This is a genomic window from Acinetobacter sp. NCu2D-2, from assembly GCF_001647675.1.
Lineage (GTDB): Bacteria > Pseudomonadota > Gammaproteobacteria > Pseudomonadales > Moraxellaceae > Acinetobacter.
This window is the reverse complement of the sequence record NZ_CP015594.1, coordinates 520,703-546,033: the sequence shown is the minus strand read 5'-3', so window position 1 is coordinate 546,033 and position 25,331 is coordinate 520,703. Positions and strand designations below refer to the sequence as shown.

The 25,331-nt window shown below is 41.3% G+C and carries 26 protein-coding genes; 16 read left to right on the top strand and 10 right to left on the bottom strand.

Translation table 11 applies throughout. From position 1 onward, the window contains the following. Positions 1 to 49: 49 nt before the first annotated feature. The 9 genes from A3K93_RS02520 to tnpC all read left to right on the top strand — a co-directional run bounded on the left by A3K93_RS02520 (position 50) and on the right by tnpC (position 7,235). Positions 50 to 712: an elongation factor P hydroxylase gene (locus A3K93_RS02520; RefSeq protein WP_067728636.1), complete on the top strand. Its 663-nt coding sequence runs from the start codon at positions 50 to 52 to the stop codon at positions 710 to 712. Positions 713 to 796: 84 nt separating this feature from the next. Then, positions 797 to 1,414 (top strand): L-threonylcarbamoyladenylate synthase, encoded by a 618-nt coding sequence (locus tag A3K93_RS02515; RefSeq protein WP_067728634.1) that lies wholly within the window; start codon positions 797 to 799, stop codon positions 1,412 to 1,414. A 267-nt stretch (positions 1,415 to 1,681) separates the two neighbouring features. Then, positions 1,682 to 2,473 carry a segregation and condensation protein A gene (locus A3K93_RS02510; protein WP_067728632.1) on the top strand — a complete coding sequence of 264 codons (792 nt, stop codon included), beginning with the start codon at positions 1,682 to 1,684 and terminating at the stop codon, positions 2,471 to 2,473. Continuing rightward, complete coding sequence (scpB, locus tag A3K93_RS02505; RefSeq protein WP_067728630.1) at positions 2,470 to 3,060, top strand: SMC-Scp complex subunit ScpB; 591 nt, start codon at positions 2,470 to 2,472, stop codon at positions 3,058 to 3,060. Before A3K93_RS02510 ends, scpB begins: the two co-directional genes overlap by 4 nt. Positions 3,061 to 3,101: 41 nt before the next feature. Next, positions 3,102 to 4,193 carry a 23S rRNA pseudouridine(2605) synthase RluB gene (gene rluB, locus A3K93_RS02500; protein ID WP_081408499.1) on the top strand — a complete coding sequence of 364 codons (1,092 nt, stop codon included), beginning with the start codon at positions 3,102 to 3,104 and terminating at the stop codon, positions 4,191 to 4,193. 86 nt (positions 4,194 to 4,279) lie between these two features. Continuing rightward, positions 4,280 to 4,816: a hypothetical protein gene (locus A3K93_RS02495; RefSeq protein ID WP_157883252.1), complete on the top strand. Its 537-nt coding sequence runs from the start codon at positions 4,280 to 4,282 to the stop codon at positions 4,814 to 4,816. A gap of 45 nt (positions 4,817 to 4,861) precedes the next feature. Then, a complete protein-coding gene (gene tnpA / locus A3K93_RS02490) occupies positions 4,862 to 5,245 on the top strand; it encodes an IS66-like element accessory protein TnpA (protein ID WP_005404026.1) in 384 nt (127 codons plus the stop codon). Further along, positions 5,242 to 5,577, top strand: a complete 336-nt coding sequence (tnpB, locus tag A3K93_RS02485; RefSeq protein ID WP_067728626.1) for an IS66 family insertion sequence element accessory protein TnpB — start codon at positions 5,242 to 5,244, stop codon at positions 5,575 to 5,577. Before tnpA ends, tnpB begins: the two co-directional genes overlap by 4 nt. Positions 5,578 to 5,651: 74 nt before the next feature. Further along, complete coding sequence (gene tnpC / locus A3K93_RS02480) at positions 5,652 to 7,235, top strand: IS66 family transposase (protein WP_067728624.1); 1,584 nt, start codon at positions 5,652 to 5,654, stop codon at positions 7,233 to 7,235. Between the two features lie 126 nt (positions 7,236 to 7,361). Here tnpC and ftn read toward each other — a convergent pair whose 3' ends face one another. From ftn to A3K93_RS02445, 7 genes are all read right to left on the bottom strand, one after another. Continuing rightward, on the bottom strand, positions 7,362 to 7,826 hold the full coding sequence (gene ftn, locus A3K93_RS02475) for a heteropolymeric bacterioferritin subunit Ftn (protein ID WP_067728622.1): 465 nt from the start codon (positions 7,824 to 7,826) through the stop codon (positions 7,362 to 7,364). A gap of 392 nt (positions 7,827 to 8,218) precedes the next feature. Continuing rightward, complete coding sequence (gene rlmF / locus A3K93_RS02470; RefSeq protein WP_067728620.1) at positions 8,219 to 9,193, bottom strand: 23S rRNA (adenine(1618)-N(6))-methyltransferase RlmF; 975 nt, start codon at positions 9,191 to 9,193, stop codon at positions 8,219 to 8,221. 230 nt (positions 9,194 to 9,423) lie between these two features. Further along, the gene (ligA, locus tag A3K93_RS02465) at positions 9,424 to 11,463 is read right to left on the bottom strand and encodes an NAD-dependent DNA ligase LigA (protein ID WP_067728618.1); all 2,040 of its coding nucleotides are present in this window, start codon (positions 11,461 to 11,463) and stop codon (positions 9,424 to 9,426) included. Positions 11,464 to 11,559: 96 nt separating this feature from the next. Next, positions 11,560 to 12,546: a cell division protein ZipA C-terminal FtsZ-binding domain-containing protein gene (locus tag A3K93_RS02460; protein WP_067728616.1), complete on the bottom strand. Its 987-nt coding sequence runs from the start codon at positions 12,544 to 12,546 to the stop codon at positions 11,560 to 11,562. Position 12,547: 1 nt separating this feature from the next. Continuing rightward, on the bottom strand, positions 12,548 to 16,000 hold the full coding sequence (smc, locus tag A3K93_RS02455; RefSeq protein WP_067728614.1) for a chromosome segregation protein SMC: 3,453 nt from the start codon (positions 15,998 to 16,000) through the stop codon (positions 12,548 to 12,550). 12 nt (positions 16,001 to 16,012) lie between these two features. Beyond that, positions 16,013 to 16,708, bottom strand: coding sequence for a GntR family transcriptional regulator (locus A3K93_RS02450; protein ID WP_067728612.1), 696 nt, complete (start codon positions 16,706 to 16,708; stop codon positions 16,013 to 16,015). Positions 16,709 to 16,925: 217 nt separating this feature from the next. Beyond that, positions 16,926 to 17,735: a sulfite exporter TauE/SafE family protein gene (locus A3K93_RS02445; RefSeq protein ID WP_067731647.1), complete on the bottom strand. Its 810-nt coding sequence runs from the start codon at positions 17,733 to 17,735 to the stop codon at positions 16,926 to 16,928. Between the two features lie 27 nt (positions 17,736 to 17,762). On the opposite strand from A3K93_RS02445, the gene A3K93_RS02440 reads away from it, so the two are divergent. Beyond that, positions 17,763 to 18,518, top strand: a complete 756-nt coding sequence (locus tag A3K93_RS02440) for a biotin--[acetyl-CoA-carboxylase] ligase (protein ID WP_067728610.1) — start codon at positions 17,763 to 17,765, stop codon at positions 18,516 to 18,518. Between the two features lie 14 nt (positions 18,519 to 18,532). Continuing rightward, positions 18,533 to 19,273, top strand: coding sequence for a type III pantothenate kinase (locus A3K93_RS02435; protein WP_067728609.1), 741 nt, complete (start codon positions 18,533 to 18,535; stop codon positions 19,271 to 19,273). Here A3K93_RS02435 and A3K93_RS02430 read toward each other — a convergent pair. The 3 genes from A3K93_RS02430 to ffh all read right to left on the bottom strand — a co-directional run bounded on the left by A3K93_RS02430 (position 19,227) and on the right by ffh (position 22,074). Further along, entirely contained in the window at positions 19,227 to 19,832 is a 606-nt protein-coding gene (locus A3K93_RS02430) for an RBBP9/YdeN family alpha/beta hydrolase (RefSeq protein WP_067728608.1), read from the bottom strand. The genes A3K93_RS02435 and A3K93_RS02430 overlap by 47 nt on opposite strands. Positions 19,833 to 19,970: 138 nt before the next feature. After that, a complete protein-coding gene (locus A3K93_RS02425) occupies positions 19,971 to 20,534 on the bottom strand; it encodes an RBBP9/YdeN family alpha/beta hydrolase (RefSeq protein WP_067728606.1) in 564 nt (187 codons plus the stop codon). Positions 20,535 to 20,667: 133 nt separating this feature from the next. Then, entirely contained in the window at positions 20,668 to 22,074 is a 1,407-nt protein-coding gene (gene ffh, locus A3K93_RS02420) for a signal recognition particle protein (protein ID WP_067728604.1), read from the bottom strand. 138 nt (positions 22,075 to 22,212) lie between these two features. Between ffh and A3K93_RS02415 the strand changes: the two genes are divergently transcribed. From A3K93_RS02415 to A3K93_RS02400, 5 genes are all read left to right on the top strand, one after another. After that, entirely contained in the window at positions 22,213 to 23,019 is an 807-nt protein-coding gene (locus A3K93_RS02415; protein WP_067728602.1) for a cytochrome C assembly family protein, read from the top strand. A 367-nt stretch (positions 23,020 to 23,386) separates the two neighbouring features. Then, positions 23,387 to 23,785, top strand: coding sequence for a type IV pilin protein (locus A3K93_RS02410; protein WP_067728600.1), 399 nt, complete (start codon positions 23,387 to 23,389; stop codon positions 23,783 to 23,785). Positions 23,786 to 23,857: 72 nt separating this feature from the next. Next, entirely contained in the window at positions 23,858 to 24,301 is a 444-nt protein-coding gene (locus tag A3K93_RS14615) for a hypothetical protein (protein ID WP_236761081.1), read from the top strand. Next, positions 24,273 to 24,692 carry a PulJ/GspJ family protein gene (locus A3K93_RS02405; protein WP_067728598.1) on the top strand — a complete coding sequence of 140 codons (420 nt, stop codon included), beginning with the start codon at positions 24,273 to 24,275 and terminating at the stop codon, positions 24,690 to 24,692. Before A3K93_RS14615 ends, A3K93_RS02405 begins: the two co-directional genes overlap by 29 nt. 2 nt (positions 24,693 to 24,694) lie before the next feature. Next, on the top strand, positions 24,695 to 25,327 hold the full coding sequence (locus A3K93_RS02400; RefSeq protein WP_067728596.1) for a PilW family protein: 633 nt from the start codon (positions 24,695 to 24,697) through the stop codon (positions 25,325 to 25,327). Positions 25,328 to 25,331 lie beyond the last annotated feature (4 nt).

Genomic DNA, 25,331 nt, shown 5'->3' with positions numbered 1-25,331 from the left:
AGATACAATTTTGTACTTATTTAGACAGACCAATTGGGTAATTTCAGTCATGCATCTGTTGCAGCCGCAAACAGAAGTGAATGTTTCATCACTCGTTAGCACAATTTCAACCTCCGATTCTGACAGTTCGCAACCACAAGTGCAACGCTTGCAATGGGCGAATTTATCGACAGAACCTGAACAGGTCGATTGGCTCATCTTACACTTTAATCAGTGGTTTTCCCACTTAAATGTCACATTAGTCCGTGGTGATTTTGAACCTGAATATTTCCCCGCGACAGATGATGTCCCTGCGCGGATACAATTTGCGCACGGTTTCTTTAATAGTGCATTGCATGAAATCAGTCATTGGACCATTGCCGGAGACAAACGTCGTCTACTCCCGGATCTTGGTTATTGGTATGCGCCCGATGGTCGCACCAAAGAGCAACAAGCATTATTCGAACAAGTCGAAGTAAAACCGCAGGCGATTGAATGGATGTTCTCTAAAGCCTTTGGTCGTAAGTTCCGTGTCTCACTCGATAACCTTACCGGTGACGGTGGTGACGGCTCAAGCTTTAAAGATAATGTCTATGCACAAGTGCAACGTTACTTTAGCGGTGAAGCAAAACTGCCTCGTGATGCCAAACTGTTTATTGAACATATTTGTGCTCATACGCGAGATGGTAAAGCTTTAAAAGCCGATGAATTCAAGCGTGAAATGCTTGATTAATTTACACAAATCTACCTGTTTAGCATTGTATTTACATTTTTTACACTCGCATAATAGTGCTAGGTTCTCGTTGGAGTAAGTTCAATGCTGCATTTACGTATACATCCCGATAATCCTCAACCTCGTTTAATTACACAGGCGGTTGAGCGAATTCGTGCGGGTGATGTGGTGGTTTATCCAACTGATGCTGCCTATGCCATTGGCTGTCAGATTGGGAATAAATCTGCAATGGAACGGATTGCACAGATTCGTGGACTCGGTCCTAAGCATCAATATGCGATTTTATGTTGTGATCTATCCGACCTTGCGACCTATGCCAAAGTCGACAATGCGATGTATCGACTCCTAAAAAATAATACGCCTGCGATTACCACGTTTATTTTGCCGGCTACGAGTGAAGTGCCTAAACGCTTAATGCATCCCAAGAAAAAAACTATTGGTTTACGTATTCCGACCAATCCGGTTTGTCGAATGCTGCTTGAAGAGTTAGGTGAACCGCTGTTAACCTCGACCTTAATTTTGCCAGACCATAGTGATCCGCTTGATGACCCCTATGATATTGAGATGCAGCTCGGCAAGCGTATTGATGTTTTCATCGACAGTGGTTTAGGCACTTTAAACACTACATCTATTGTTGATTTATCGGGTGATCATCCTGAAGTGATTCGTCGTGGTATTGGAGATGTCAGTGCTTTTGAATAAGCTCCTAAAATTTCAATATAGTTGATCAGACTTATATGCCATGCCTGATTTTAGTTATTCCAATTGATTTCCACGCCAATCATTCTACTTATGCTATTAAAAACCCTATAAAAGTTCAGGTTTTTACATAATTCGATGCCGAATTAATTTATTTAAAGCTTTTTTTCCTTTACACTTAGCAACATTACTAAAGTGCTGTTTCCTTCGATGTGAGATCGGGGACAATACCTTTCATGCCTTTGAAAATTCGCGTGGCTTATAACTGCAATGAATCAAATCATCCATAACCCTATGGAAGAAACACCGCACATTCGTGTTTTAGATGAATGGCAAGAGACCATTCCCGAGGATTTATACATCCCGCCGGCTGCGTTTGAAATCTTATTAGAGCATTTCGAAGGTCCACTCGACTTTCTCATTTACCTGATTCAAAAAAATGGTTTTGACTTGCTTCAAGTCGACATCGCCCCTATTGCATCGCAATATCTCTCCTATATGGATGCAATGAAATCACTCAATATTGAATTGACTGCCGATTATATGGTGATGGCAGCTTTACTCGCAGATTTAAAGTCGCGTTTACTTTTACCTAAACCTAAAACTGCAAAATTTGAAGAAGATCCGAAACAAGAACTCATTGAACGTTTAGAAAATTATTTACGGATTAAACAGGCGGCTGAAGGTCTCGGGCAAATGCCTATTTTAGAGCGTGACACATTTGATACCAATGTCAGCTTAGGTGCACTCCCTCAATCTGAAGAACGCTATACCGCAGATCTTCTTCGTGATGCGATGCTGTGCATATTTAATCGCCCAGAGCCTGTCACACACCAAATTCTGCAAGAGCCTGTTTTACTGGAAGAACGTATTTTTTATATCGAAAGTCGAATTGAATCAGGTCAAGTTCTCGGATTTCATGAGCTACTTAGCCCCCAACAAGGTCGTATGGGGATTGTGGTGACGTTTATGGCTGTCTTGGAACTGACCCGTCAGCAGAAAATTCAGATTATTTCTTCTGGTATTGATGCACCGCTCGCAATTCAAGGAGCACAGTCATGAACAATGAATCTACTGAACTACAAAGCTCAGCAGAAGATTTACATGAGATACTCATGCAAATTGAGGCGATTATTTTCGCCAGTGATTCTCCTGTTTCTGTTGCACGCTTAAAAGAAGCATTTCAGGATCGTTTTAGCAAAACTGAGTTAAAACAGTATTTGCAACAACTCTCTATGTTAATGCATGGTCGCTCTATTGAACTGGTTGAAACTGCTCAAGGTTTTCGTTTTCAAGTACGTGCAAAGTATCGTAATATAATTGCACAGACATGGCCCGAACGTCCGACACGTTTATCGCCATCATTGCTTGAAACGCTTGCCGTGATTGCCTATCACCAACCTGTCACTCGAGCAGATATTGAACAAATTCGGGGTGTTACGAATAATAGTCAAATTTTGCGTACATTGTTTGACTCCAACTGGATTAAAGAATCTGGTTTTCGTGAACTCCCAGGAAGACCTGCGTTGTTAGTGACAACGCCACAGTTTTTAAACGCATTTGGTTTGAATAGTTTGAGCCAATTGCCTCCCCTGCAGAATGCCAAGGAAGCTTTTATGGCACTCGAAGCAAATGCTTTGACGTCATAAATAGGTGAACTGTTGATAATTATTTCTAAGGTTATGCTGTCATGAGTGAAAAGTTGCAAAAGGTGCTTGCACGCGTTGGTTTGGGTTCTCGCCGTTATATGGAAGAAGTCATTGCCGCAGGACGTGTGAGCGTAAATGGGCAAGTTGCCCAAGTGGGTGAACGTATCGAACCAGGTGATGAGCTTCGCATCGATGGTCGTAAAGTGGCGTTCCAAATCGAAGACGAAATTCGTCGTCGTGTGATTATCTATTACAAACCAGAAGGTGAAATCTGTTCACGTAGTGACCCAGAAAACCGTCCAACTGTGTTTGATCAATTGCCTGCAATTCAAGGTGACCGTTGGGTAATGGTCGGTCGTCTAGATATTAACTCAACTGGTTTACTACTTTTCACAAATGATGGTGAGCTTGCAAACCGCCTGATGCATCCATCAAACGAAATTGAACGTGAATACGCTGTTCGTGTTATGGGTGAAGTGACACCACAACTTAAAAACAATATGTTGAATGGTGTTGTGCTTGATGATGGTCCAGCAAAATTTGAATCATTCTCTGAACTCGGTGGTGATGGTATTAACCGTTGGTACCAAGTTGTAGTGAAAGAAGGTCGTAACCGTGAAGTACGTCGTATCTTCGAATCACAAGGTCTTAAAGTAAGCCGCTTATTACGTACACGTTATGGCACAGTCATTTTGCCACGTGAACTTCGTACAGGTCGCTGGATTGAGCTTGATAAACAAGACATCGATAACCTAGCGAAAGCAGTTGAGTTAAAACCACGTCAAGGTACAGGTCTATACGGTATGGCAAAACGTCGTACAGAACGTATGCAAGACAAACCGATGGCAGCACGTCGTGGCGGTTTCTTACGTCAACAACGCCGTGACAGCGATGACCAACCTGCAGGTTTTGGTCGTGAGCGCCGTGATCGTCCTGAAAACCAAAATGGTACACACTTCGCACGTCGTGACAACCAATCAGGTTCTCAATTTGGTCGTCGTGATAATACCCAAGCACCTCAGTTCAACCGTGGCGGTGCTCGTCCTGAACAAGGTTTTGGTCGCCGTGAAGAACGTGATGAAAATGCACCACGTCGTCCATATGGCGTAAACAAAGGCTTTAAAAAATTCTAATTACCTTTAATAAAGAAAGATGAAAATAGAGTCACTTCGGTGGCTCTTTTTTGGCCTCCATTTTAATAATAAAAACGATGATCAAGATGACAAAGCACTACTATACACAAGCCATTAATCAACCTTATCCATTCTTTTTCATGGCATATAGTGTGTGTCTATTTTTTCTATTTCACTACTCTATTTGGCAAAGACAAGATCCAAGCCGTAATGCATTTCCTTTTTCAGAGCTACAGTTTTTTCAGGATTTTCTCACCAATACTTTCTATTATCTTGATCCATTGATAACAAGTCTCGTTGTCCTCATGAGCTGTTGGATTTTATGTATGCGTATCTTTGAATCTAAACGTGTACTCTGTATTTCTGATGAAGATATTGCATGGATGATTTTAGGTTATTGTTATAAAACAGTTGTGCGATGCCAAGAGATTCAGCAGATTAAAGTGATTGAAATCCCGCCGCAAGATCAAACACAAACAGTATTACTTCGTTTTAAAACTCAAGACACTGAATATGATCTGAAATTGATTTCATTTGATCCTCTGAGTCAACAGTCTATTCTTAAGCAATTGGCTCAATATCGTAAGCGTCCGCTGAACACACCTTATGAATTCATCCTATAAGCCTTAATTTAGTCCCCACTTAAAAACAAGTGGGGACTAAAATTTATGACTACAAATCACCAGACATCCATCGCATCTCTTGCGAAAAAACGAAGAACATACAGTGCTGAATTTAAACAGCAGATCGTTCAGGCTTGTAAAGCACCGGACGTTTCAATTGCTTCGGTCGCTTTGCAACATGGATTGAATACAAATCTTGTATCCAAATGGATTCGCTTAATTGATGGTAAGCCAGGGAATGATCGCTCACCACTACCGAATAAACCTGCATTTATTGCCTTATCTTGCTCTGCACCATTAGATCCTACTCCTACTGACATGTTAACGGTTCAAATTACTTTACCCCACTCAAAAGTAGAAATTGGCTTGAAATGGCAAGTATCAGAAATATCTGCTTTAGCAGAATTACTCAAGGCACTTGCAACATGATCCGCATTGATGAAATCTGGCTTTCTACCCAACCTCTGGATATGCGAGCAGGGATGGATACTGTCATGGCTCAGGTGGTGAGAGCCTTTGGCTACATTAAACCGCATTGTGCTTACCTGTTCTGTAATAAACGTGGCCATCGCATGAAAGTGCTGGTACATGATGGACTGGGCATCTGGCTGTGTGCCAGGCGGCTGGAACAGGGAAAATTCCACTGGGCGCAGGTTCACCAGGGTGAAAGCATGGCGATCAGTCCGGAACAGTTACAGGCACTGATCCAGGGTTTACCTTGGCAGCGCATTGGACGACAGCAGGTGGTCACGATGCTCTAAACCAAGCTCGGCTATTCTGCCATCCTCCAAACGTTCTATTTCCTCTGCGTCATGACCTCAGGCATACTGCGGTCATGAATACGCTGCCTGACTTAAGCCAACTGACCCATGAACAACTACTGGAATTCACCAGACAGTTGGCTCTGCAGCATCAGTCTCTGGCGCAATCAAATCAAGAATTGGATGCCAAAGTTCAACACCTCTCTGTTCTCACTCAAAAATACGAGCATGAACTGGCGCTGTTTAAAAAGCATAAATTCAGCAGTAAAAACGAACATCTCACAGCAAAACAAATCCATCTATGGGACGAAGCGGTCGAAGAAGATATCGCAGCCGTTGATCAGGAATTAGAACGATTAAATGCAGATAAAACCGATGCAGCGACACACAAAGCCACAGTCAACAAACCTAAACGTCGACTGCTGCCGGATCATCTACACACCATCCGTATTGAGCATGAACCTGCATCAACCCAATGCAGTTGTGGCTGCCAGTTACGTCGTATCGGCGAAGATGTCAGTGAAAAACTGCATTTCAGACCGGCACAGTTCTATAAGGAACAGCATGTGCGTGGCAAATGGGTCTGTGATCAGTGTGACACCCTGACTCAGCAAGCGATGCCCGCCTATGTGATTGATAAAGGCATTGCTTCACCTGAATTGCTTAGCCATGTGCTGGTGTCAAAGTATGCCGATCATTTGCCTTTGTACCGTCAACGTCAAATCTTTCTACGCGCAGGTGTTGATCTGTCTAGATCAACGTTATCTGACTGGATTGGCCGCTGTGGGGTGGAACTGGAACCTCTGGCCAATGCCTTAAAACAGGTGGTACTGCAACAGCAGGTGATCCATGCAGATGAAACACCGGTGACGGTCATGCAGATGGGTGAAAATGAGAAAAAGCCCAAAAAAGGTTATGTCTGGGCCTATGCCAGCACACAGTACAATCCAGTTCAGGCAGTGATCTATGACTTTCAAGATAGCCGTTCTGGCCAGCATGCTGAAGACTTCCTGAAAGGCTGGCAGGGTCATTTGGTCTGTGATGATTACAGTGGTTATAAAGCACGCTTTAGATCAGGTCAGGTCATTGAGGTGGGCTGCATGGCACATGCACGTCGTAAATTCCATGAACTACATGTGACCAAGAAAAGTCAGGTCGCTGAACAGGCATTAGTGCTGATTCAGAAATTATATGCGATAGAAGCAGAATTAAGAAAAAAGACGGATGGTACAGCGGAAGCCCGCTGCGAATACCGACAACAGCATAGTCAACCGGTCATGCAACAACTATATGAATGGCTCAACCAACATCAGCTGACGGTGCCATCGAGTTCTCCAACCGCCCGGGCGATCAATTACAGCCTAAAACGTTGGCCAGCCTTAAGCCGCTATCTGGATGATGGCAATCTACCCATTGACAATAACTGGGCAGAGAACTCAATGCGTCCCTGGGCATTGGGCCGTAAGAACTGGTTGTTTGCAGGTTCGCTGCGCAGTGGACAGCGAGCGGCAAATATCATGACTTTAATCCAGTCAGCAAAGCTGAATGGGTTGGATCCGTATGCCTATCTCAGTGATGTGCTGAAAAGGCTGCCGACGCATAAAGCGACCCAAATAGAAGAATTACTGCCACATCGCTGGAAATCCAACTCAAATTAAAAAATAGGCATGGGGTTCAGCGGACGCTTACTCAATATCAAACCAATTTACTTTCTCACCCGATTCTGCTCAAGCGAAAGCCATAAAAAAATCCCGCTGATTTAGCGGGATTTTTTATTTCATCGCTTACATTTGCGATTGAATATAATTCTGTAAACCAATCAACTCAATTAAACGTAATTGTTTTTCCAACCAATAGGTATGATCTTCTTCAGTATCTGCCATTTGCTGACGCAGCATATCACGCGTCACATAATCACCGTACTCTTCACAAAGCTTCACACCTTTAGCAAGTTTTTCGCGAACGTCATATTCAAGCTTTAAATCAGCTTTTAAGCAGCTTACAACATCTTTACCCACTTCGATGTCATCACGCTGCATATTTGGTGTGCCTTCGAGGAACAAAACACGACGAATAATATCGTCTGCATGCTGAGCTTCTTCTTGCATCTCATGGTCAATGCGCTCAAAGATTTTGGTCAGACCCCAATCTTCATACATACGAGAGTGAATCAAATATTGATCACGTGCAGCCAATTCGCCACCAATCAACATATTTAAATAAGCCACGACTTCTGGATTACCGCGCATTTGAATCGCTCCCTTTGCTATATCTCGATATTATGGAGAAAAGAAAATCAATTTGCAAAGTAAAATATTTGTAAATGTATGATTTTTATAAAATTAAAATGAGAAGTACTTTCATTTACACTCATTAAAATCCCAATTAACATATATAAAAGAACATCTTAAATATCTGAGCCCGACTCAATACCAAGAATAAAAGTGCTTTTATCAACTATTATTTTTTGTAACAAGATTCAAAATAATAATAGTCGATTCTTTTCAGCTTGATTTGAATTATTTTAAAAGTACTAAATACAGCATAGAGCGAATCGTTCGGCAAAACCAAGCGTGTGCATTTAGCTCAACATGCCTAATCCTGCTTGTGTACCTAAATACAATTTCTTTAGTAGATCCAATTAAACCGAAGTCCAACGTGTATTTTTCCATACTTGCTGTTGCTCAGAATTTAAAAATGTCCAAGCGACAAAACGGCTTTCTTTTTGCCCTTGCGTCATTTTAATGGTTTTTATATCCACTGCACCGCACTGACCTAAGGTCTTTAACAGTATTGGCAATGTGGTTTTCTTCGACACCAAAGTACTAAACCAAAGACATTGTTCTGCAAATTGAGTGCTTTCTTGTGCCATTTGACACACGAAGTGTACTTCGCCACCATCACACCATAATTCGTTCTTTTGCCCACCAAAGTTGAGGACTACTTTCTTCTGATCAACGTGTTTACCCAACTTTTTTAATTTTTGTGTGGCTGTGGCATGGGCTTCATCTTGCGAAGCATGAAATGGCGGATTACAGAGGGTTAAATCAAAACAATCTGTCGGCTTTATTACCCCTTTGAAAATATTGCTCGGGGTTTTCTGCAAGCGAATCTGAATGCCCTTTTTAAGATTCGGATTGGCTTCCACAATAAATTGCGCACTTTTGACGGATGCAGCATGAATATCAGAGCCGATAAACTTCCAACCATAACTACGATGTCCAATGATCGGATAAATACAGTTTGCACCGACGCCAATATCTAACACCTGAACTGCACGTCCTATCGGAATCTGTCCGTGATTCATTTCACTCAATAAATCCGCCAAATAGTGAATATAGTCGGCACGTCCCGGAATCGGTGGGCAAAGATAATCTTGCGGAATATCCCAATAGTGAATGTCATAAAAATGCTTGAGCAAGGCTTTATTCAGCATTTTTACTGCATTTGGATCAGAAAAGTCGATAGAAAGATCACCATATGGATTGGGGCGAACAAAAGGTGTAAGTTCCGGACAACTTTTCATTAATTGCGGAAAATCGTAACGACTACGATGCAAATTTCGTGCATGTAATTGCGATTTTTGTTGTGGGAAAGATTTCTTTGCTTGCGCCATGGGTATGCCAATCATCAACGGGAGAACAGAATCATCTGATAAGGCAGGATATATACCTGCAAATGAGCCGATATTGTACGTGAATTTAGTTCACCATGACGAGTCTAAGCATATATTTGCCTATTCCCTATCACACTGAGCTGCGCTTATTATTTTAAAATCTCCATAAAAAAACACCGAGAGATTTATCATCCTCGATGTTTTTTGAATGAGCTAATCGCTGAAAAAGGTCAGTCTTGAATTTGCCCATGCTCTTTCATTAGAGCAATAAACTGTTCTTCATTCAGCACCGGAATGCCTAATTTTTCAGCTTTATCGAGTTTAGAACCCGCTTTTTCACCAGCAACCACACATTTGGTCTTACTTGATACGCTACCGCTGACTCGCGCACCTAAGCCTTGTAACAATTGAGTCGCTTCATCACGCCCCATCGATGACAGCGTGCCTGTCACCACCCAACTTTCACCATTCAATGGCTGACGGGTGGGTGCAATTGGGGCATCCCAATGAATGCCGGCGGCAAGTAAGCGATCCAAAACTTGTAAATTATGCGGTGCTTGGAAGAAATCCAAAATCCATTCTGCGGTAATATCACCGACATCAGGGGTTTTCTTTAAAGCTTCTAAATCTGCTTGGCGTAAAGCCTCTAAGGTTTGGAAGGTATTGGCGAGCATGCGCGCAGTAGTTTCACCCACACCACGAATCCCAAGTGCATAAATAAACGCAGCCAACGTGGTTTTTTTGCTGTTTTCAATCGAATCAATCAGGTTTTGAACCGATTTTTCACCCATTTTTTCAATAGTCAGTAATTTTTCACGATGCTCATGCAAGTGATAAATGTCCGCCACATCATTAAGCAAGTTGAGATGTAATAAAGATTCGGCCCAACGATCGCCTAAACCCTCAATATCCATGGCTTTACGTGATACAAAGTGACGAATCGCCTCAATACGCTGTGCTGCACAATATAAACCGCCCGAACAACGTGCCAATGCTTCACCTTCAGGCATCACAATTGGAGAATCACAGACTGGACAACATGCAGGCAATTGCACTTCTACAGCATCGACAGGACGGAATTCAGGCCATACTTTTTCCACTTTTGGAATCACATCGCCGCTGCGATACACGCTGACCGTATCACCAACACGTACATCCAAACGGTGAATTTCACCAATATTATGTAAGGTTACATTCGATACTGTTACACCACCTACAGATACAGGATTGAGTCGTGCTACAGGGGTAATAGTACCGGTACGCCCTACTTGCCAATCAATATTTTCTACGGTGGTGAGTGCTGCTACTGCAGGGAATTTATAAGCGGTTGCCCAACGTGGTTCACGGCTTAAAAAGCCTAATGTTTGTTGCTGTTTCAGATCATTAACTTTGATGACCATTCCATCAATTTCAACCGATAATGATGGACGATCTAAAATCATTTGTTCATAGGCATTTTGAACATCTTGAATGCTATCGCAGACAAAATGACGCTCACCGACCGCAAAACCAAATTGAGTCAGCCATTCTAAGCTCGCAGACATGGTGCTTTGCCCATGATGCGGCTGGCACTGTGCAATGCCATAGGCATAAAAAGCTAAAGGACGAGATGCTGCAATATTCGGATCAAGCTGACGAAGGCTTCCTGCTGCAGCATTACGCGGATTGGCAAAAGTTTTTTCACCTTTGGCTTCATTTTCCGCATTCAGCTTTTCAAAGCCGGCTTTTGGCATTAAAACTTCGCCACGGACTTCTAAGAGCTCAGGCACTACACTTTGAGTGGTAGACAGTACCTTAGGCAAGTTACGAATGGTTTTAACATTTTGGGTAATATCTTCACCGGTTTCGCCATCACCACGGGTCACGCCACGTACCAATACGCCATGCTCATACCAGAGTGAAATCGCAAGACCATCAAATTTAAGTTCAACATCATATTCAATCTTTTGATTCGGTAGACGTTCTTCAATCCGTTTGGCAAAGGCAAACAAGTCCTCTTGATTAAAGACATTGCCGAGTGACAGCATTGGGACAACATGGGTCACACTTTCAAATTTAGACAGCGGCTTACCACCGACTTTGTTGGTTGGGGTATCTGCTTGTGTAAGTTCAGGATATTGTTGTTCAAGTGCTTTGAGTTGATGAAACAGCTGATCATATTCACTGTCTTCAATACTGGGTTGATCCATCACATAATAGGCATGGTTATGCTTGGCAATGAGTTGAATCAATTGGCGCATTTGCGCAATGACAGTGGCGTCTTGGGTCATAGTTTCACCATAAAAAAGGGCGGAAATTCCGCCCTATAAAATATTCAGCTTTTGGCTATTATAGAAATCACGCTTTCGAGTTTCAATCCTGAAAGTTTAGACTTCAATTGCTTGTCCAGCGCGGTAATCAATGGCTTGATGGCGCCAGAATTCACGTAATTGTGGGGTAAATTCTTGATGATTTTGGTCATACACAACACCATCAACCTCACGCGCGATAAGACGTGAAATACTGTCCATCGTGTCAAATGCATTTTGCACGTCTGTATGTGGCAATGCCAAGAAGAATGCTAAACCTTTTACTTCCTCTGTAGAAAGTGTCTCAAGGTCAAAGCCTTCCATACCAGTATCAGTCACTTGCAATACTGAGAAGAGTAATTTGCTACCATCTTCACTATAGCGGTGGAAACATGCCAACTCACCATAACGCAGACCGTATTTAAGCAATACTTTTAAAGTTTTTTCACCAGAAAGCACACGACCTTGCGGGTAAATATGCAGTGAAATCACCGTTTCAGCATTGGCTAGCGCACTTTCCTCATCCACAATTTTTTGTTCATACAGATGTGCTTCCAAAATGCTGCTTTCTTCATCAAATTCAGAAATTTCAGCTTTTTCAATATGGGTATTTAAGCTGAAATCCGCTTTGGGCTGCTCTGCTTCTTTGCTTGGTTCTACAGTTTCTTCTTTTACATCTGCTGCATTAACTGCTTCAACTACCTTTTCGTCAGATACTGGCGCTTTTTCAGCAACCACTTCTTCAACGGGTTCTTTTACAGGAGCAGCTTCTGATTGCTGTTCAGTTTTCTTCACCGCATCAGGAGTTAATTGGATGAATGTTGGTTCTTTTTGATCAGAGGGTGAATCTGTGTTTTCAGCCAATGTCGGCTCAACACGTACAGCATCTTCTTTCACCAATTGTCCACGTACATGACGCGGGATCACCGGCATTTGGCTGTCTGGATCGATGTGTAATTCAGCATCCAAAGATGGCTCATCATTCGGTTTTTTTATAATCATTTTTATGCCCAAAAGCATAATCACGACAGCGATAACAATGCCAATAATTGTTGTGATTTCCATTTTATGCCTCCGCAGCTAAACCATATTCTTGTGCTTGTTCCACATTCACCGACACTAATTTTGAAGTACCTGCTTCAGGCATAGTTACCCCTAAAAGATCCGTTGCCATCATCATTGCCAATTTATTATGGGTAATATAAATAAACTGTACTTGCTCAGACAGCTCTTTCACTAAATTACAGAAACGTCCAACGTTTGCATCATCTAATGGTGCATCGACTTCATCGAGCACGCAAAACGGCGCAGGATTTAGTCTAAAGATTGCAAAGACCAATGCCAATGCGGTTAATGCTTTTTCACCACCTGAAAGCAGCGCCAATGAGCTATTACGTTTACCTGGTGGACGTGCCATCAGTTTTACACCCGATTGCCACCCATCTTCAAGACTTAAACTTGCTTCACCACCATTAAAGACTTTCGGGAACAAGTTTTTCAACTCAGCATTGACCTGATCAAACGTGGTCATAAACAATTTACGTGTTTCTTGATCAATACTTTTCATTGCAGCTTGTAGCTGTTCAACTGTATTTTCCAAGTCTTGCATCTGATGACTGAGTTCATTATAGCGTTTCGAAACTTCTTCGTATTCTTCAGATGCTGCAAGATTCACCGCTCCAAGCTTATCAAACTGTGCCTGAGCTTTTTCGAGTTTGGCTTGATGAGATTTTAGATCGATATTTAGACCAGTAATCACTTCACTATTCATCGCTTTAAGCTGTTCTGAATAATGTTGCAAATCTGATTGTGCCGCTTGCCATGCCAAGCGCTTGGATTCTAAATCGGCACGTAGTTTTTCATCTTGCTGCTGGAAGCTATGACGTTTTTCAGTCAGTAACTTTTGTTTCGCTTGAACTTCATTAAGTTCGACTTGCCAAGCAGACCACGTCTTCTGCAATTTGGCAGTGACTTCTGCTTGCTGTTCGTATTGCGATTGCAGCTCAGGTAACTCAAGTTGTACAGGATCAATAAATTTTTTCGCCTGTTCAATCTGCGCTTGAATTTGTTGTTGTTGTTCTTTGAGGAAAATACGATCTTTCTCAAGTAACTCGACTTGCTGCTGACTTTGAACAGATTGACGACGTAGCACTTCAGCATCCTGTTGTGAACGCTGATTAAGCTGTTGCGCATCTTCAAGCTGAAGACTCAATTCTTCTAATTGGAATTGAAGCGTCTTATATGTCGGTAATGCTTGTTCTAATTTTATATTCAATGCATGCAGATCGATTTCCAGATCATCTTTCTGCATAGCATCTTCTTCGAGCTGCTCATCTAATTGCTGCAATTGATTTTGGAGCTGTTGCTTTTGTACAGAAAATGCTTCGGCTGCACTTTGTGCTTTCGCAATCTGTAGATCAAACTGTTGTAGCTGCTGCTGCAATGTTTTTTGCTGCTGCTCAAGATGTTGCACTTTAGTCTGCATATCTTTTGCAGCATGACTGTTTTGCTGTGCCTGTTGCTCTAATCCTTTAAGCTGAGTCTCTAAGAGGTCAAGTTGCTGTTCAATTTCATCTAAACGAATACGATGACTTAAAGCACCTTGGGCAGCTTGACTACTTTCATCGTAATCTAATCCGATGACCCAGTCCTGACCAACGTGATACCCATCTAAACTAAGAATACTTTGACCTGAAGTAAGCTCATCCTGCAATTCAAGCGCATTGTTTAATGTCTCTACAATGACAACATTTTGCCAAAGGGAATATTGCGGTGCTTCAATCCAGTCCGAAAGTCGTAGTAAACCATTCAATGATATAGATTGAATACTATCGACCTGTTTTAACTGACGTGCTTGTGCTGCGCTAAAAGTTTCATCATTCGACAGAACTTGGGCAGAAAGCCATTTTGCCAAAAACTTCTCAATCAGTGCTGCATGCGGTTTTGCTTGGTCTTTGAGCTTAAGTACATGCATCAATTGCACCGCATTGGCTTGGTCAAGCGAATGATTTTTTGCAATTAACTGAGTTAAGTTTTTACGCTCTGCGACCAACACCTGAATTTCAGATTTAAGTTGCATCACTTGCTGCTGATCTTCAGCCTGCTGTGCATTTAACTGCTTAAATTGACGAGTTAAACTTTCATATTGTTCAAGTAGCTGTTTTAAGCTTTGTTCAGTATTATTCTTGTCATCCTGTACCTGCTCAATCTCATCAAGTTGGGCTTGACTTTGAATCTGCTGAACCTGTTGCTCCAGCACTTGCTTCTGCTGCTCAAAACGTAAAATATTTTTTGCAAGTTGCTCGCTTTGCGCGGTCATTTGCAGCTGACGTTGCTGCTGTTGCTCGACTTGCGTTTTGATTTGAGCAAACTGTGCGGATACTTGAGTATGTTGCGCTTTTAAATCCTGCAAAGCCTGCTGCTGATCTACACTTTGTCCTTCATGCTGCTTGAGTTGAATATTCTGTTCTTCCAACTGCTCTTGCAACGTTTCAAGCTGTAGTTCTATCAGCTGCAAACGCTCTTTGGCTTGTGCTTTTTGCTGTTCTAACTGCACTAAGTTGGTTGAGTTTTGTTCCAATAAGACCTGTTTTTGCTTCAAGGTCATTTCCAACTCGGCTAGTTTTTTTTCAGCCTGCTGTGATTCATTCTGTAAAGGTGAAGATTGTTGAATCAAGCGTTGGAATAGCTCACTGGTATTGGATAAATCATGTTCAAGCGTAGTGAGTTCTGAGCGAACCAATTTGAAAGTTTCACCTAAAATACCAAGTTGAACATTATATTCTTCCTGCAGGCGCTGACTCTGCTCACATTGGAACGATAACGTTTCAATCTTCACAGTACGAATCTCGGCTTCGAGCTCTTTATATTGAATCGCAGATTCAGCTTGGCGTTTCAACGTCTTAAGCTGAGATTTTAATTCTGTCGCAATATCTTCAAGACGAGATAAATTCTGTGTCGTATGATCTAGATGCTGCATCGTTTCACGACGGCGTGCTTGATAGCGTGATACGCCTGCCGCTTCTTCAATATACACCCGCATTTCTTCGGGTTTCGCATCGACCAAACGGTTAATCATGCCTTGTTCAATAATGGCATAGGACCGCGGACCAAGACCGGTCCCTAAAAAGATATCGGTAATATCACGACGACGACATTTGGTGCCATTTAAAAAGTATTCAGACTTACCATCACGATTGACCTGACGTCGTACAGCAAGTTCTGTATAAGCATTATAGGCACCGCCCAACTTGCCATAGGTATTTTCAAAACGCAGTTCAACGCTGGCAAGCCCAACTGGCTTTCGTTTTGCAGTTCCGGTAAAAATGACATCCTGCATGCTGCCGCCACGGAGTTGGCGTGCATTCGATTCACCCATTACCCAGCGGATGGCATCAATCACATTGGACTTACCACAGCCATTTGGCCCTACAACCGCCGTTCGATTATCTTTGAAATGTAAAGTCGTGCTATCGGCAAAAGATTTAAAGCCTGAAAGTTTTAAGCTGCTTAAACGCATAATGTCCTGATTTTATCGTCGTGAACGTCTTGCCCACGCCAGTTCAATTTGTTTCATCCGTGTTAGCGATTCCAACACAAGGTTACGTAAGTGTCGACAAAAATCTTCCATAAATAAAGTGGCTTGATGTGATTTTCTGGCTAAAACTGCATCAGTTACTGCTTTAAATAATTCAAATGATTCCTGCAGCTCACGTTTAGAAATATTTAAGGTTAAAAAATAGCTGCGACGTAACGAAGGTAAGATTTCATTGTAGTAGCGCATCAAATAAGGATTAGCCACCATCTCATGCTGTTCAGCCAAGCCCTGAAAGATTAAATCATAAAATTTTTCAGTATTTCCCTGACGAGTTTCTGTCGCTAATTGTTCTAATAAAAGCTGCACCCGTTCAGCTTCATGTGGTCGCCATGTTTCTGACATACGAAATACAATTTGTCCAAGCAGCAGACAACTCATATCAAAAAGCGCCCGCACCTGTAAGGCCGACATTTCTGACACAATCGCACCCCGTCGCGGGAATATCTCAATAAGTTGAGTACGTTCAAGGAGTAATAATGCTTCGCGCACAGAGCCACGACTGACATCAAGTTCAGATGCAATTCTCAACTCCTGTATTCGTTCACCTTCAACTAATTCGCCACGTATAATTTGCTCACCGATATGCTTGGCAATTTGCTCAGATAAACTTTGCGTTTCTACTTCTTGCATAGTATGCCTATCTTATTTTTATTGACGCATATGCAGCCTAAAAGGATGCTTTATGTTCTATTTAACTTATTTTTTAAAGCATTACTTTGACATTGTCTAACAATCTTTTGTCTTTACAGCCAACTTAGGATCTGAAACGTGAGTGAAAAATTAACGTCATCAAACTAAATTCATAAAAAAAGCACCCTCTTGGATGCTCTGATATAACATTGTTATTTTAAAGAATGGCAGATATGCCTTGGTAAATAAAATAAATACCAACCACGCTCAGCAGCGTTGCAAAACATTTCTTGAGCATCACAGGTGACAATAGGTGCGCAACCTTTGCACCGAGTTTCGCAGTAAAGAAACTCATCAAGCTAATCCCAATAAATGCGTATATATGCACGTAGCCAATGGTATTTGGCACACTGATCTCAGACTGCTGACCAAACCACATAAATCCAAGTGCACCTGCAACTGCTATAGGTAATCCACATGCTGCCGACGTTGCTACAGACTTCTGCATCACGACACCGCATTTATTTAAAAATGGCACTGTTAAACTACCACCACCAATTCCAAAGATCGCAGATGCAATACCAATGCCCCCGCCCGCTGCTAATTGAACTGACGCAGATGGTAAATGTTTATTCGGATCGATTTTGGTATTTGCCCCCAAGAACATTTTTGAAGCCACCCAAACAGCAAAGAAACCAATGAGAAGCTGCAAACCATACCCCGATAAATAATCAGCAATCCCCGCACCTAAGAATGAACCAACTACTAACCCGGGTGCTAAATTCTTAAATACAGACCAAAGCACCGCACCTTTTTTATGATGCGCCATAACAGAACTGATCGAGGTCACAATGATCGTGGCAAGCGATGTACCTACGGCCATATGCATAATGACATTCGCGTCATAATCCATGTGGGTAAATACGATATAAAGAATCGGTACAATAATCAGTCCACCGCCAACACCAAATAGCCCTGCAGTAAATCCAGCAATTGCACCAATCAATAAATATATGATTAACTCCATAACGACATTTACCACGTTTAATTTCAAATGGATGTAGAAACTCGCGAATTACAGCAATTGCTTAGTGCTGCAGGTCAGCTTCCAGAAGTGTTATTGCTCAAACCGACGACAGGATCAACCAACGATGATGTTCGTGAAATCGCACAAAAAGGTATACAGCAGATTCTGGTGAGTAGTCAGGTTCAAACTCAAGGGCGAGGACAACGTCAGCGACAATGGGTTTCACCTCAAGGCAACATCTATTTAAGCACATTAGTGAACACTGATATAGCAATCGATGGCCGTCTTGCACTTGAAATTGCTTTAAATATTTTACAGATTCCAAGTCTGCAATCTTTAGATGTTCAAGTGAAATGGCCAAATGATCTATACAGTACACGTGGAAAATGGGGCGGCATTCTGGTTGAACCCTTAAACGCTAAACAGGCAATCATCGGTGTCGGGATTAACCTGCAATCTATGCAAGCACATCAGCTTGATCAGCAAGTGACGTCACTTGAAGAGCTTGGATTGCATTCAATTTCGCGTATTCAATTGGTTAGCGAATTGTATTTAGCGATTCAGCAAGCAGGACAATGGTTCAGCTATAACAGTTGTAATTTGGCGGCGCGTTTTAATCATCATGCTGCCTTTCTCAATCAAGATGTAAGTTTCACAGATCAGTATGGAGCACATTCAGGGACTTTCATCGGCATTCAATCCGATGGTGCAGTGCAATTACAGACCAACTCGGGGATTGAGTGTTTTTATCAAGGCCAACTACGTTTGAAACAAGATCAATAAAATAGGCATTTAGAATGAAAAGTTTATGGTTAGATATTGGAAATACACGCCTTAAATATTGGATCACGGAAGATGAACATACACTCGAACATGGTGCCGAGCTTCATTTACAATCCCCTGCCGATTTACTCTTAGGTCTAGTACAGCATTTCAAACGTCTTTCGATTCAAAACATTGGAATTTCCTCGGTTCAAGATAAAAAAAGTAATGACCGTATTTTAAAAATCCTGAAACGTCTTAATGTGCCTATTATTATTGCCAAAGTAGAAGCTGAATATGCGGGTTTAGGCTGTGGTTATGATGAACCCAGTCAACTCGGGATTGATCGCTGGCTTCAAGTCCTTGCAGTAGCACAAGACCCGAAAGCCAATTATTGTGTGATTAGCTGTGGAACAGCATTGACCATTGACTTGGTACAGGGTCAAAAACATTTAGGCGGCTACATTCTGCCTAATCTTTACTTACAACGTGACTCTCTCATTCAAAATACCAAAGGGATTAAAATTCCGGATGCAGCCTTTGAGGCCTTAACACCGGGGCGTAATACTCTCGATGCAGTGCATCACGGCATTTTATTGGGCTTGGTCAGCACCATTGAAAAGGTTTTGGAACATTTCCCATCAACTTTGGTCATGACAGGTGGAGATGCAGCACTCTTTGCACAACATCTCACTGCGTATCACCCAATTATTGAGTCGGATCTACTACTCAAAGGCTTACAGCACTTTGCTTCTCATTCTTTAAGCAATGCTTAACTGCATCAAGTAATTCAGGAAATTGAAGGAACCCTGTTTCTTTAACAAAATGCCCCGCTGCTTTTTGTTCAATAATCGCTGCGTTCAAAGCATGTGCTAAACGCAGGCTATGCGGTGCAGGAATATAGGGATCGTTATTAGACATAAACATCACGTAACGTTCTGCAGCATATTGCAGTTGGGTATAGTTTAATTTTATTTGACGTATAGCCTGATTCAGCTCAGACCAAGCCACAACAGGTTGATCAAATCCTGCCACCATAATCAGACTTTGAATACTTTGACTGGTTTTAAAATATTGATCTTGCAGATAATCCAAGAGACTTAAGACACTTAGCCCATGTCCAATCAGGATGGTATGTTCATCTAGCTTCGGAATCTGCAAAGCGAGATTCTCTCGCCACTCTTGCAAATTCGGCTGGACTGGATTCGCAAGCATAATACGCTTTGCCTGATGTCCTAATGACTTGATTTCACGGCTCAGCCAAGGGTACCAATGGTCGTTTGAATTAGCGCGATAATCATGCACGATATAGATTTTTTTGCTTATTGTTGTCATGTGATTCAGCTTTTTTCTAATGTGGAGAATTTATTCTTCGCTAAGTGTATATGTATCCAATTTTGAGGCTGTATACAAGCGATTCATATACTGATCATTGTATACAGCAACTATGATTTATGGATGTAAACAGTGAAGTTAATGTTTTAAATGATCTTGAATAATGTCCCACAATTCAGGTAATTCAGTACAACCCTGAGAATCAATAAAGTGTCCTTGATGTTCTGACTGAACGACACGAGCTTTCAACGTTTTCGCTTGTGCTAAGCTAAAATGTGGTGCAACACGGTCATCACCTTTAGAATACATCACAACACGATCTGCGATCTGATCAGTCAATAAACCAAAATCTACGCGTGCAGCATCAATAAATGGATTCACCTGTTCCAATCGCCCTAAGCGTCCATTAAAACCAGCAACCAAAACCAATTGTTGTATCTTTTGTTGTTTTAAATGTTGACTTAGAAAATGTAATGTCGCGATACAGCCCAAACTATGGGCAATAAAAATCGAGTCAGCATCTATCTCATCAATTTGAGCCTCCATTTGCTCTATCCATGTATTTAACTGTGGCGTTTCAGAAGGATCCAATCTCAATACTTTTAAACTGACATTTTCTGCTTTTGCTTTATCTGCAATCCACGGGAACCAATTTTCTTCTGGGCTTGCTGTATAACCATGTACCACATAGACCTGTGCCATCTTTTATCATCTCCCTTATTTTTTTAATTAACGCCCTCATGCTACGCGATGCTGAAATCCTAATATGTAGGACTTTTATAACCTTCAAATAAAAAAGAGCGCTTATCGCGCTCTTTTTAGGAATGGGACTGACTTATTTTTTGTCATTACCACCGAACAATGGTCCCATGCCACCGCCGCCACCGAACTGTTTTTGTAAACCGCTCAATGATTTCATCATTTTTGCCATACCTGATGGATTCGCAAATTTTTTCATCATTTTTGCCATTTGAGCATGTTGTTTAATCAGCTTGTTAACTTCAGAAACTTCCATACCACAGCCCGCAGCAATACGCTTTTTACGGCTAGGGTTCATGAGGTCAGGATTACGACGTTCTTTAATGGTCATCGATTGAATAATCGCTTCCATTTTTTTCACTTGTTTTTCAGGATTTGCTTGTGCAATTGCATCCTGAAGGCCTGCATTACTCATACCAGGCAACTTATCTAAGAAGCCCATCATGCCGCCCATTTTGTTCATTTGTTCAAACTGCATCAGCATATCTTCAAAGTTGAAGCTACCGCCTTTTTGCAGTTTTTTCGCCATTTTTTCGGCTTTTTCTTTGTCGATTTTGCGTTCAACTTCTTCGACTAAAGAAAGTACGTCACCCATACCCAAGATACGCTGTGCGATACGTTCAGGATGGAATGGCTCTAAGGCATCGAGTTTTTCACCCATACCCAAGAATTTAATTGGCTTGCCAGTAATTGCACGAACAGAAAGTGCAGCACCACCGCGCGCGTCACCATCAGTTTTCGTTAAAATTACACCCGTTAAAGGTAATGCATCATTAAAAGCTTTTGCTGTATTTGCCGCATCCTGACCTGTCATGGCATCGACCACGAACAAAGTTTCAGTTGGATTAATTGCAGCATGAAGCTCTTTAATTTCGTCCATCATGTCATCATCGACATGCAAACGACCTGCAGTATCGACAATCAAGACATCAGCAAACTGAATTTTTGCTTGTTCAATCGCACGATTGGCAATGGTAATAGGTTTTTCATCAGCACTTGATTCAAAGAAGATCGCGCCAACTTCACCCGCAACGGTTTGAAGCTGTTTGATCGCTGCTGGACGATAAACATCGGCAGACACCATTGCGACTTTTTTCTTTTGACGTTCTTGTAAGAATCGTGCAAGTTTTGCTGCAGTTGTTGTTTTACCCGCACCTTGTAGACCTGCAAGAAGCACGACAACAGGTGGTTTAGCAGCAAGGTCAAGGCTTTCATTCGCCTCACCCATCATTTTAGTCAATTCGTCATGAACGATTTTGACGAACGCCTGGCCAGGTGATAACTGTTTCATCACTTCCTGACCCAATGCCTCTTCCTTAACTTTCGCGATGAATTCACGAGTTACAGGTAAAGCAACATCGGCTTCAAGAAGCGCCATACGCACTTCACGTAACGTATCTTTAATATTGTCTTCGGTTAGCTGCCCTGAGCCAGTAACATTTCTTAAACTCTGCGTGAGTCGTTCTGTTAAGGTATCAAACATTGCAAAATCCGCTTAAAATAGCCATGAGCAAAAAATTGTTTCTTAAAATAGAAAATTTATGCATAGAATGCTATAGGATACTGTAGTTCGCATCGAATTTATATAAATGAATATTCATCATCCGCAAAAAGGTTAGACATGATCAGCCTCCCTTTGGTTTATACCGTTTTAGCTTTAATCGCATATATCACATCTTTTTGGTATTTGTTCCTGCATTTAATGTCTAAACGTGTTCCTAACCAATGGTTTGTCAGCATCACTGCTTTACTGGGTTTAGCGCTGCATGCTTTGGTGGTTTATGGCGATATGCATACCCCAATGGGTATGAATTACGATGTCTTTGTGCTGGTTTCTTTTACTTCAGGGTTGATGTTACTGCTTAGCCTCGCCTATAGTACCTACCGCCCCATCCTGCCCTTAAACCTGATTGGTATTCCGGTTGCCGCAACGGGCCTGATTCTCGGTTTTGCCTTTACCCCGCAAGCCAAAATTATTGTCCAGAACTCCTTAGGTCTGGATATTCATATCATTCTATCACTTTCGGCTTATGCGGTATTGCTAATGGCGACCATTCAGGCGGTGATTTTGCGTTTTCAGGACCGTGAACTAAAAAAGAAGCAGAAACGCCTATGGGTAAATCTCCTTCCTTCTTATCAAGATATGGAATCCCTGCTATTCGATATGCTGGTGACCGGTTTCGTCTTGCTCACCATCGCACTCGGCTTCGGCTTCTTTACCATTGATGATTTCTTTGGTCAGCATCTGGCGCATAAAACAGCGTTTAGTATTATTTCCTGGTTGGTGTATGGCGCGCTGCTCATAGGTCACTGGAAATTTGGGTGGCGTGGACAGAAAGCGGTACGTTTTACCTTAATCGGTTTTGGCCTGTTGGCACTTGGTTTTATTGGTTCCAAATTTGTACTAGAAATGATTCTGTTTAAATAGTTTAAAAAAATAGATGAATTATCAAAACAATTCTTCAAATATTTTTTTATTGCAACAAAATCCAAATCGATCAAATTTATGACAATTAAAATATTTAATTTTTTTTTAAATATTGTGCTCTAATTTACATTTTATCACGGCTTTGTTGCACAAAGATTTCATAACTATATGATTTTAAAAGTTTTGATTATTTTTTAATCCAAAATTAAATTTATTTAAATCAGATGCTTACATATTTATGCAACAAAGCCTTTTATCACTAAAAAATTACACTTCATCATATATAGATTGTTGAACTTAACTAACTAGTTTAATTTGCTATTAATCATCACTATTAATAGTAGTTTGAATTTGGAGGGAATCGCACATGAAAAAAATAAATGGATTTACTTTAATTGAGCTAATGATTGTAATAGCAATTATTGCTATTCTCGCCGCAATTGCATTACCTAGTTATCAAAACTATGTCACGCGCGCCAAAATTAAGGAAGCACAATCTGATTTAATTGCGCTATCCCTCTCTGTTGAAAATATGTATCAAAGAACATTAAGTTATCCAACTGATCCTACAACAATATTCAGTACATGGAAGCCAAGTTCAGAACCCGAAAAAGCTGACTTTGAATATACTTATTCCTCAGATGGTACGTCATACACATTAAAGGCAACAGGTAAAACGGATAAAAAAGTCAGTGGCTGTACACTAAAACTAGAAAGTAATGGAGATAAAGACGCAACTGGATGTATTACTAAATGGGACAACTAAGATGAATAAGTTCACCCCCCCCCTCCCCAAAATGGTTTTACGCTTATCGAACTAATGATTACGATTACTGTGATGACCATTATTTTGTTTATGGGAAGCTCTCTAACAAGTGCTTGGATTGATCAAAGCCAAGTCAATTATGCGACATCCAGTATTCAAAGTGCTATTTCTCAAGCCAAAGCAATTGCTCTTAGGAATAAGCATAATACTACATTGAATGAAACCGCCGCTTCCATATGTCTCTATCCATGGCAAACATCCACTCCCTCTACTCCACCCGCCCCTAAAACAGCGATTAAAGTTATTTACGGTTCATGCCCCACAAGTGAGCCGAGTGATGCTATTTACAGCATAAGCCTTTCAAATATTAGCGTTACACAAGGGATCACTTATTTTAATTGTTTGGATTTTAATTATATTGGTGTGCTTACACCTAGTTCCTCCTGTTCTGCAACAGCTACTCCAACGTTGACCGTGAGAAAGAATAATGAAACAGCCACTATCATCATTCGCTAATCAACGTGGTTTCACCTTAATGGAATCATTAATCGCCTTGGTACTTTTTGCCATTATTGTTTTAGGTAGTAGTGTCGCGATTAAAAGTATGTTAACGACCCAAAAAGAAATGAATGTGGGGTTTATCTTAATTAATGAAATGCAAAAAAGACTACAACAGGCACAAGACAAAACTGATACCTCAGGCATGTGTGCTCGAGTTTCTACAGATAACTTTACTGTGGCTGGTAAAACCTTCTATATCAGCTGCTCTATAGCAGAAATTACAGTATCGACCACTCAAAAATCAGAATGGCCGGTGCTTGCTGCAAGTCATGTTTCACTAAGCATAGCGCAAGCTTGCGCAGCAGGAACGTCATTGCATGAGTCTTGTTTTGTGGTAGGGAGATAAGCATGAAAAAGAATGGTTTTAGTATACTAGAACTTCTCGTAGGCTTAGTCGTTGCCATGCTCTGCATGATCATGATGCTTATGACTTTTAAACAGATTTCCAAAGTCAGTTTAGAATCATCTATGGATGCAGAATATGATACTCAAGTACAACTTGGCATGCTTGTTTTACAAAAAGTAATTCAAAATGCTGGTTACGGTTCAGGCAATGCGGCAGATATCTTAATGAGTAACAATACTTTATATTTACGTTTTACACCCGACCTGGCTACACCGACCATTATTAAATGCCAAGCATTGACTTCTGAAAACGATATAGTCAATAAAGAATATAAATTGTTTTTACTCGAAAATACTACAAACTGTGAAGCGTCTACCGCTTTAAACAGTATTGCATGGACTAATTCTAATACAATAAAAAGCCCACTGATCACAATTAAAAATAAGGAGATCAGTGCAACGACACCACCAATTTTTAGCTTTAGTGTGCAAAGCTTACCTAGCCCGAAAAAATGTACCCCTTATGGCATTAGTAATGCAAACCCTTCTGGTACTAAGTTTGTGACTGTTACAGCGCAAGGTCAACATATTACCCAAAAGCAAATTCAATCTTTAATTTGCTTAAATAATATTTAACCCC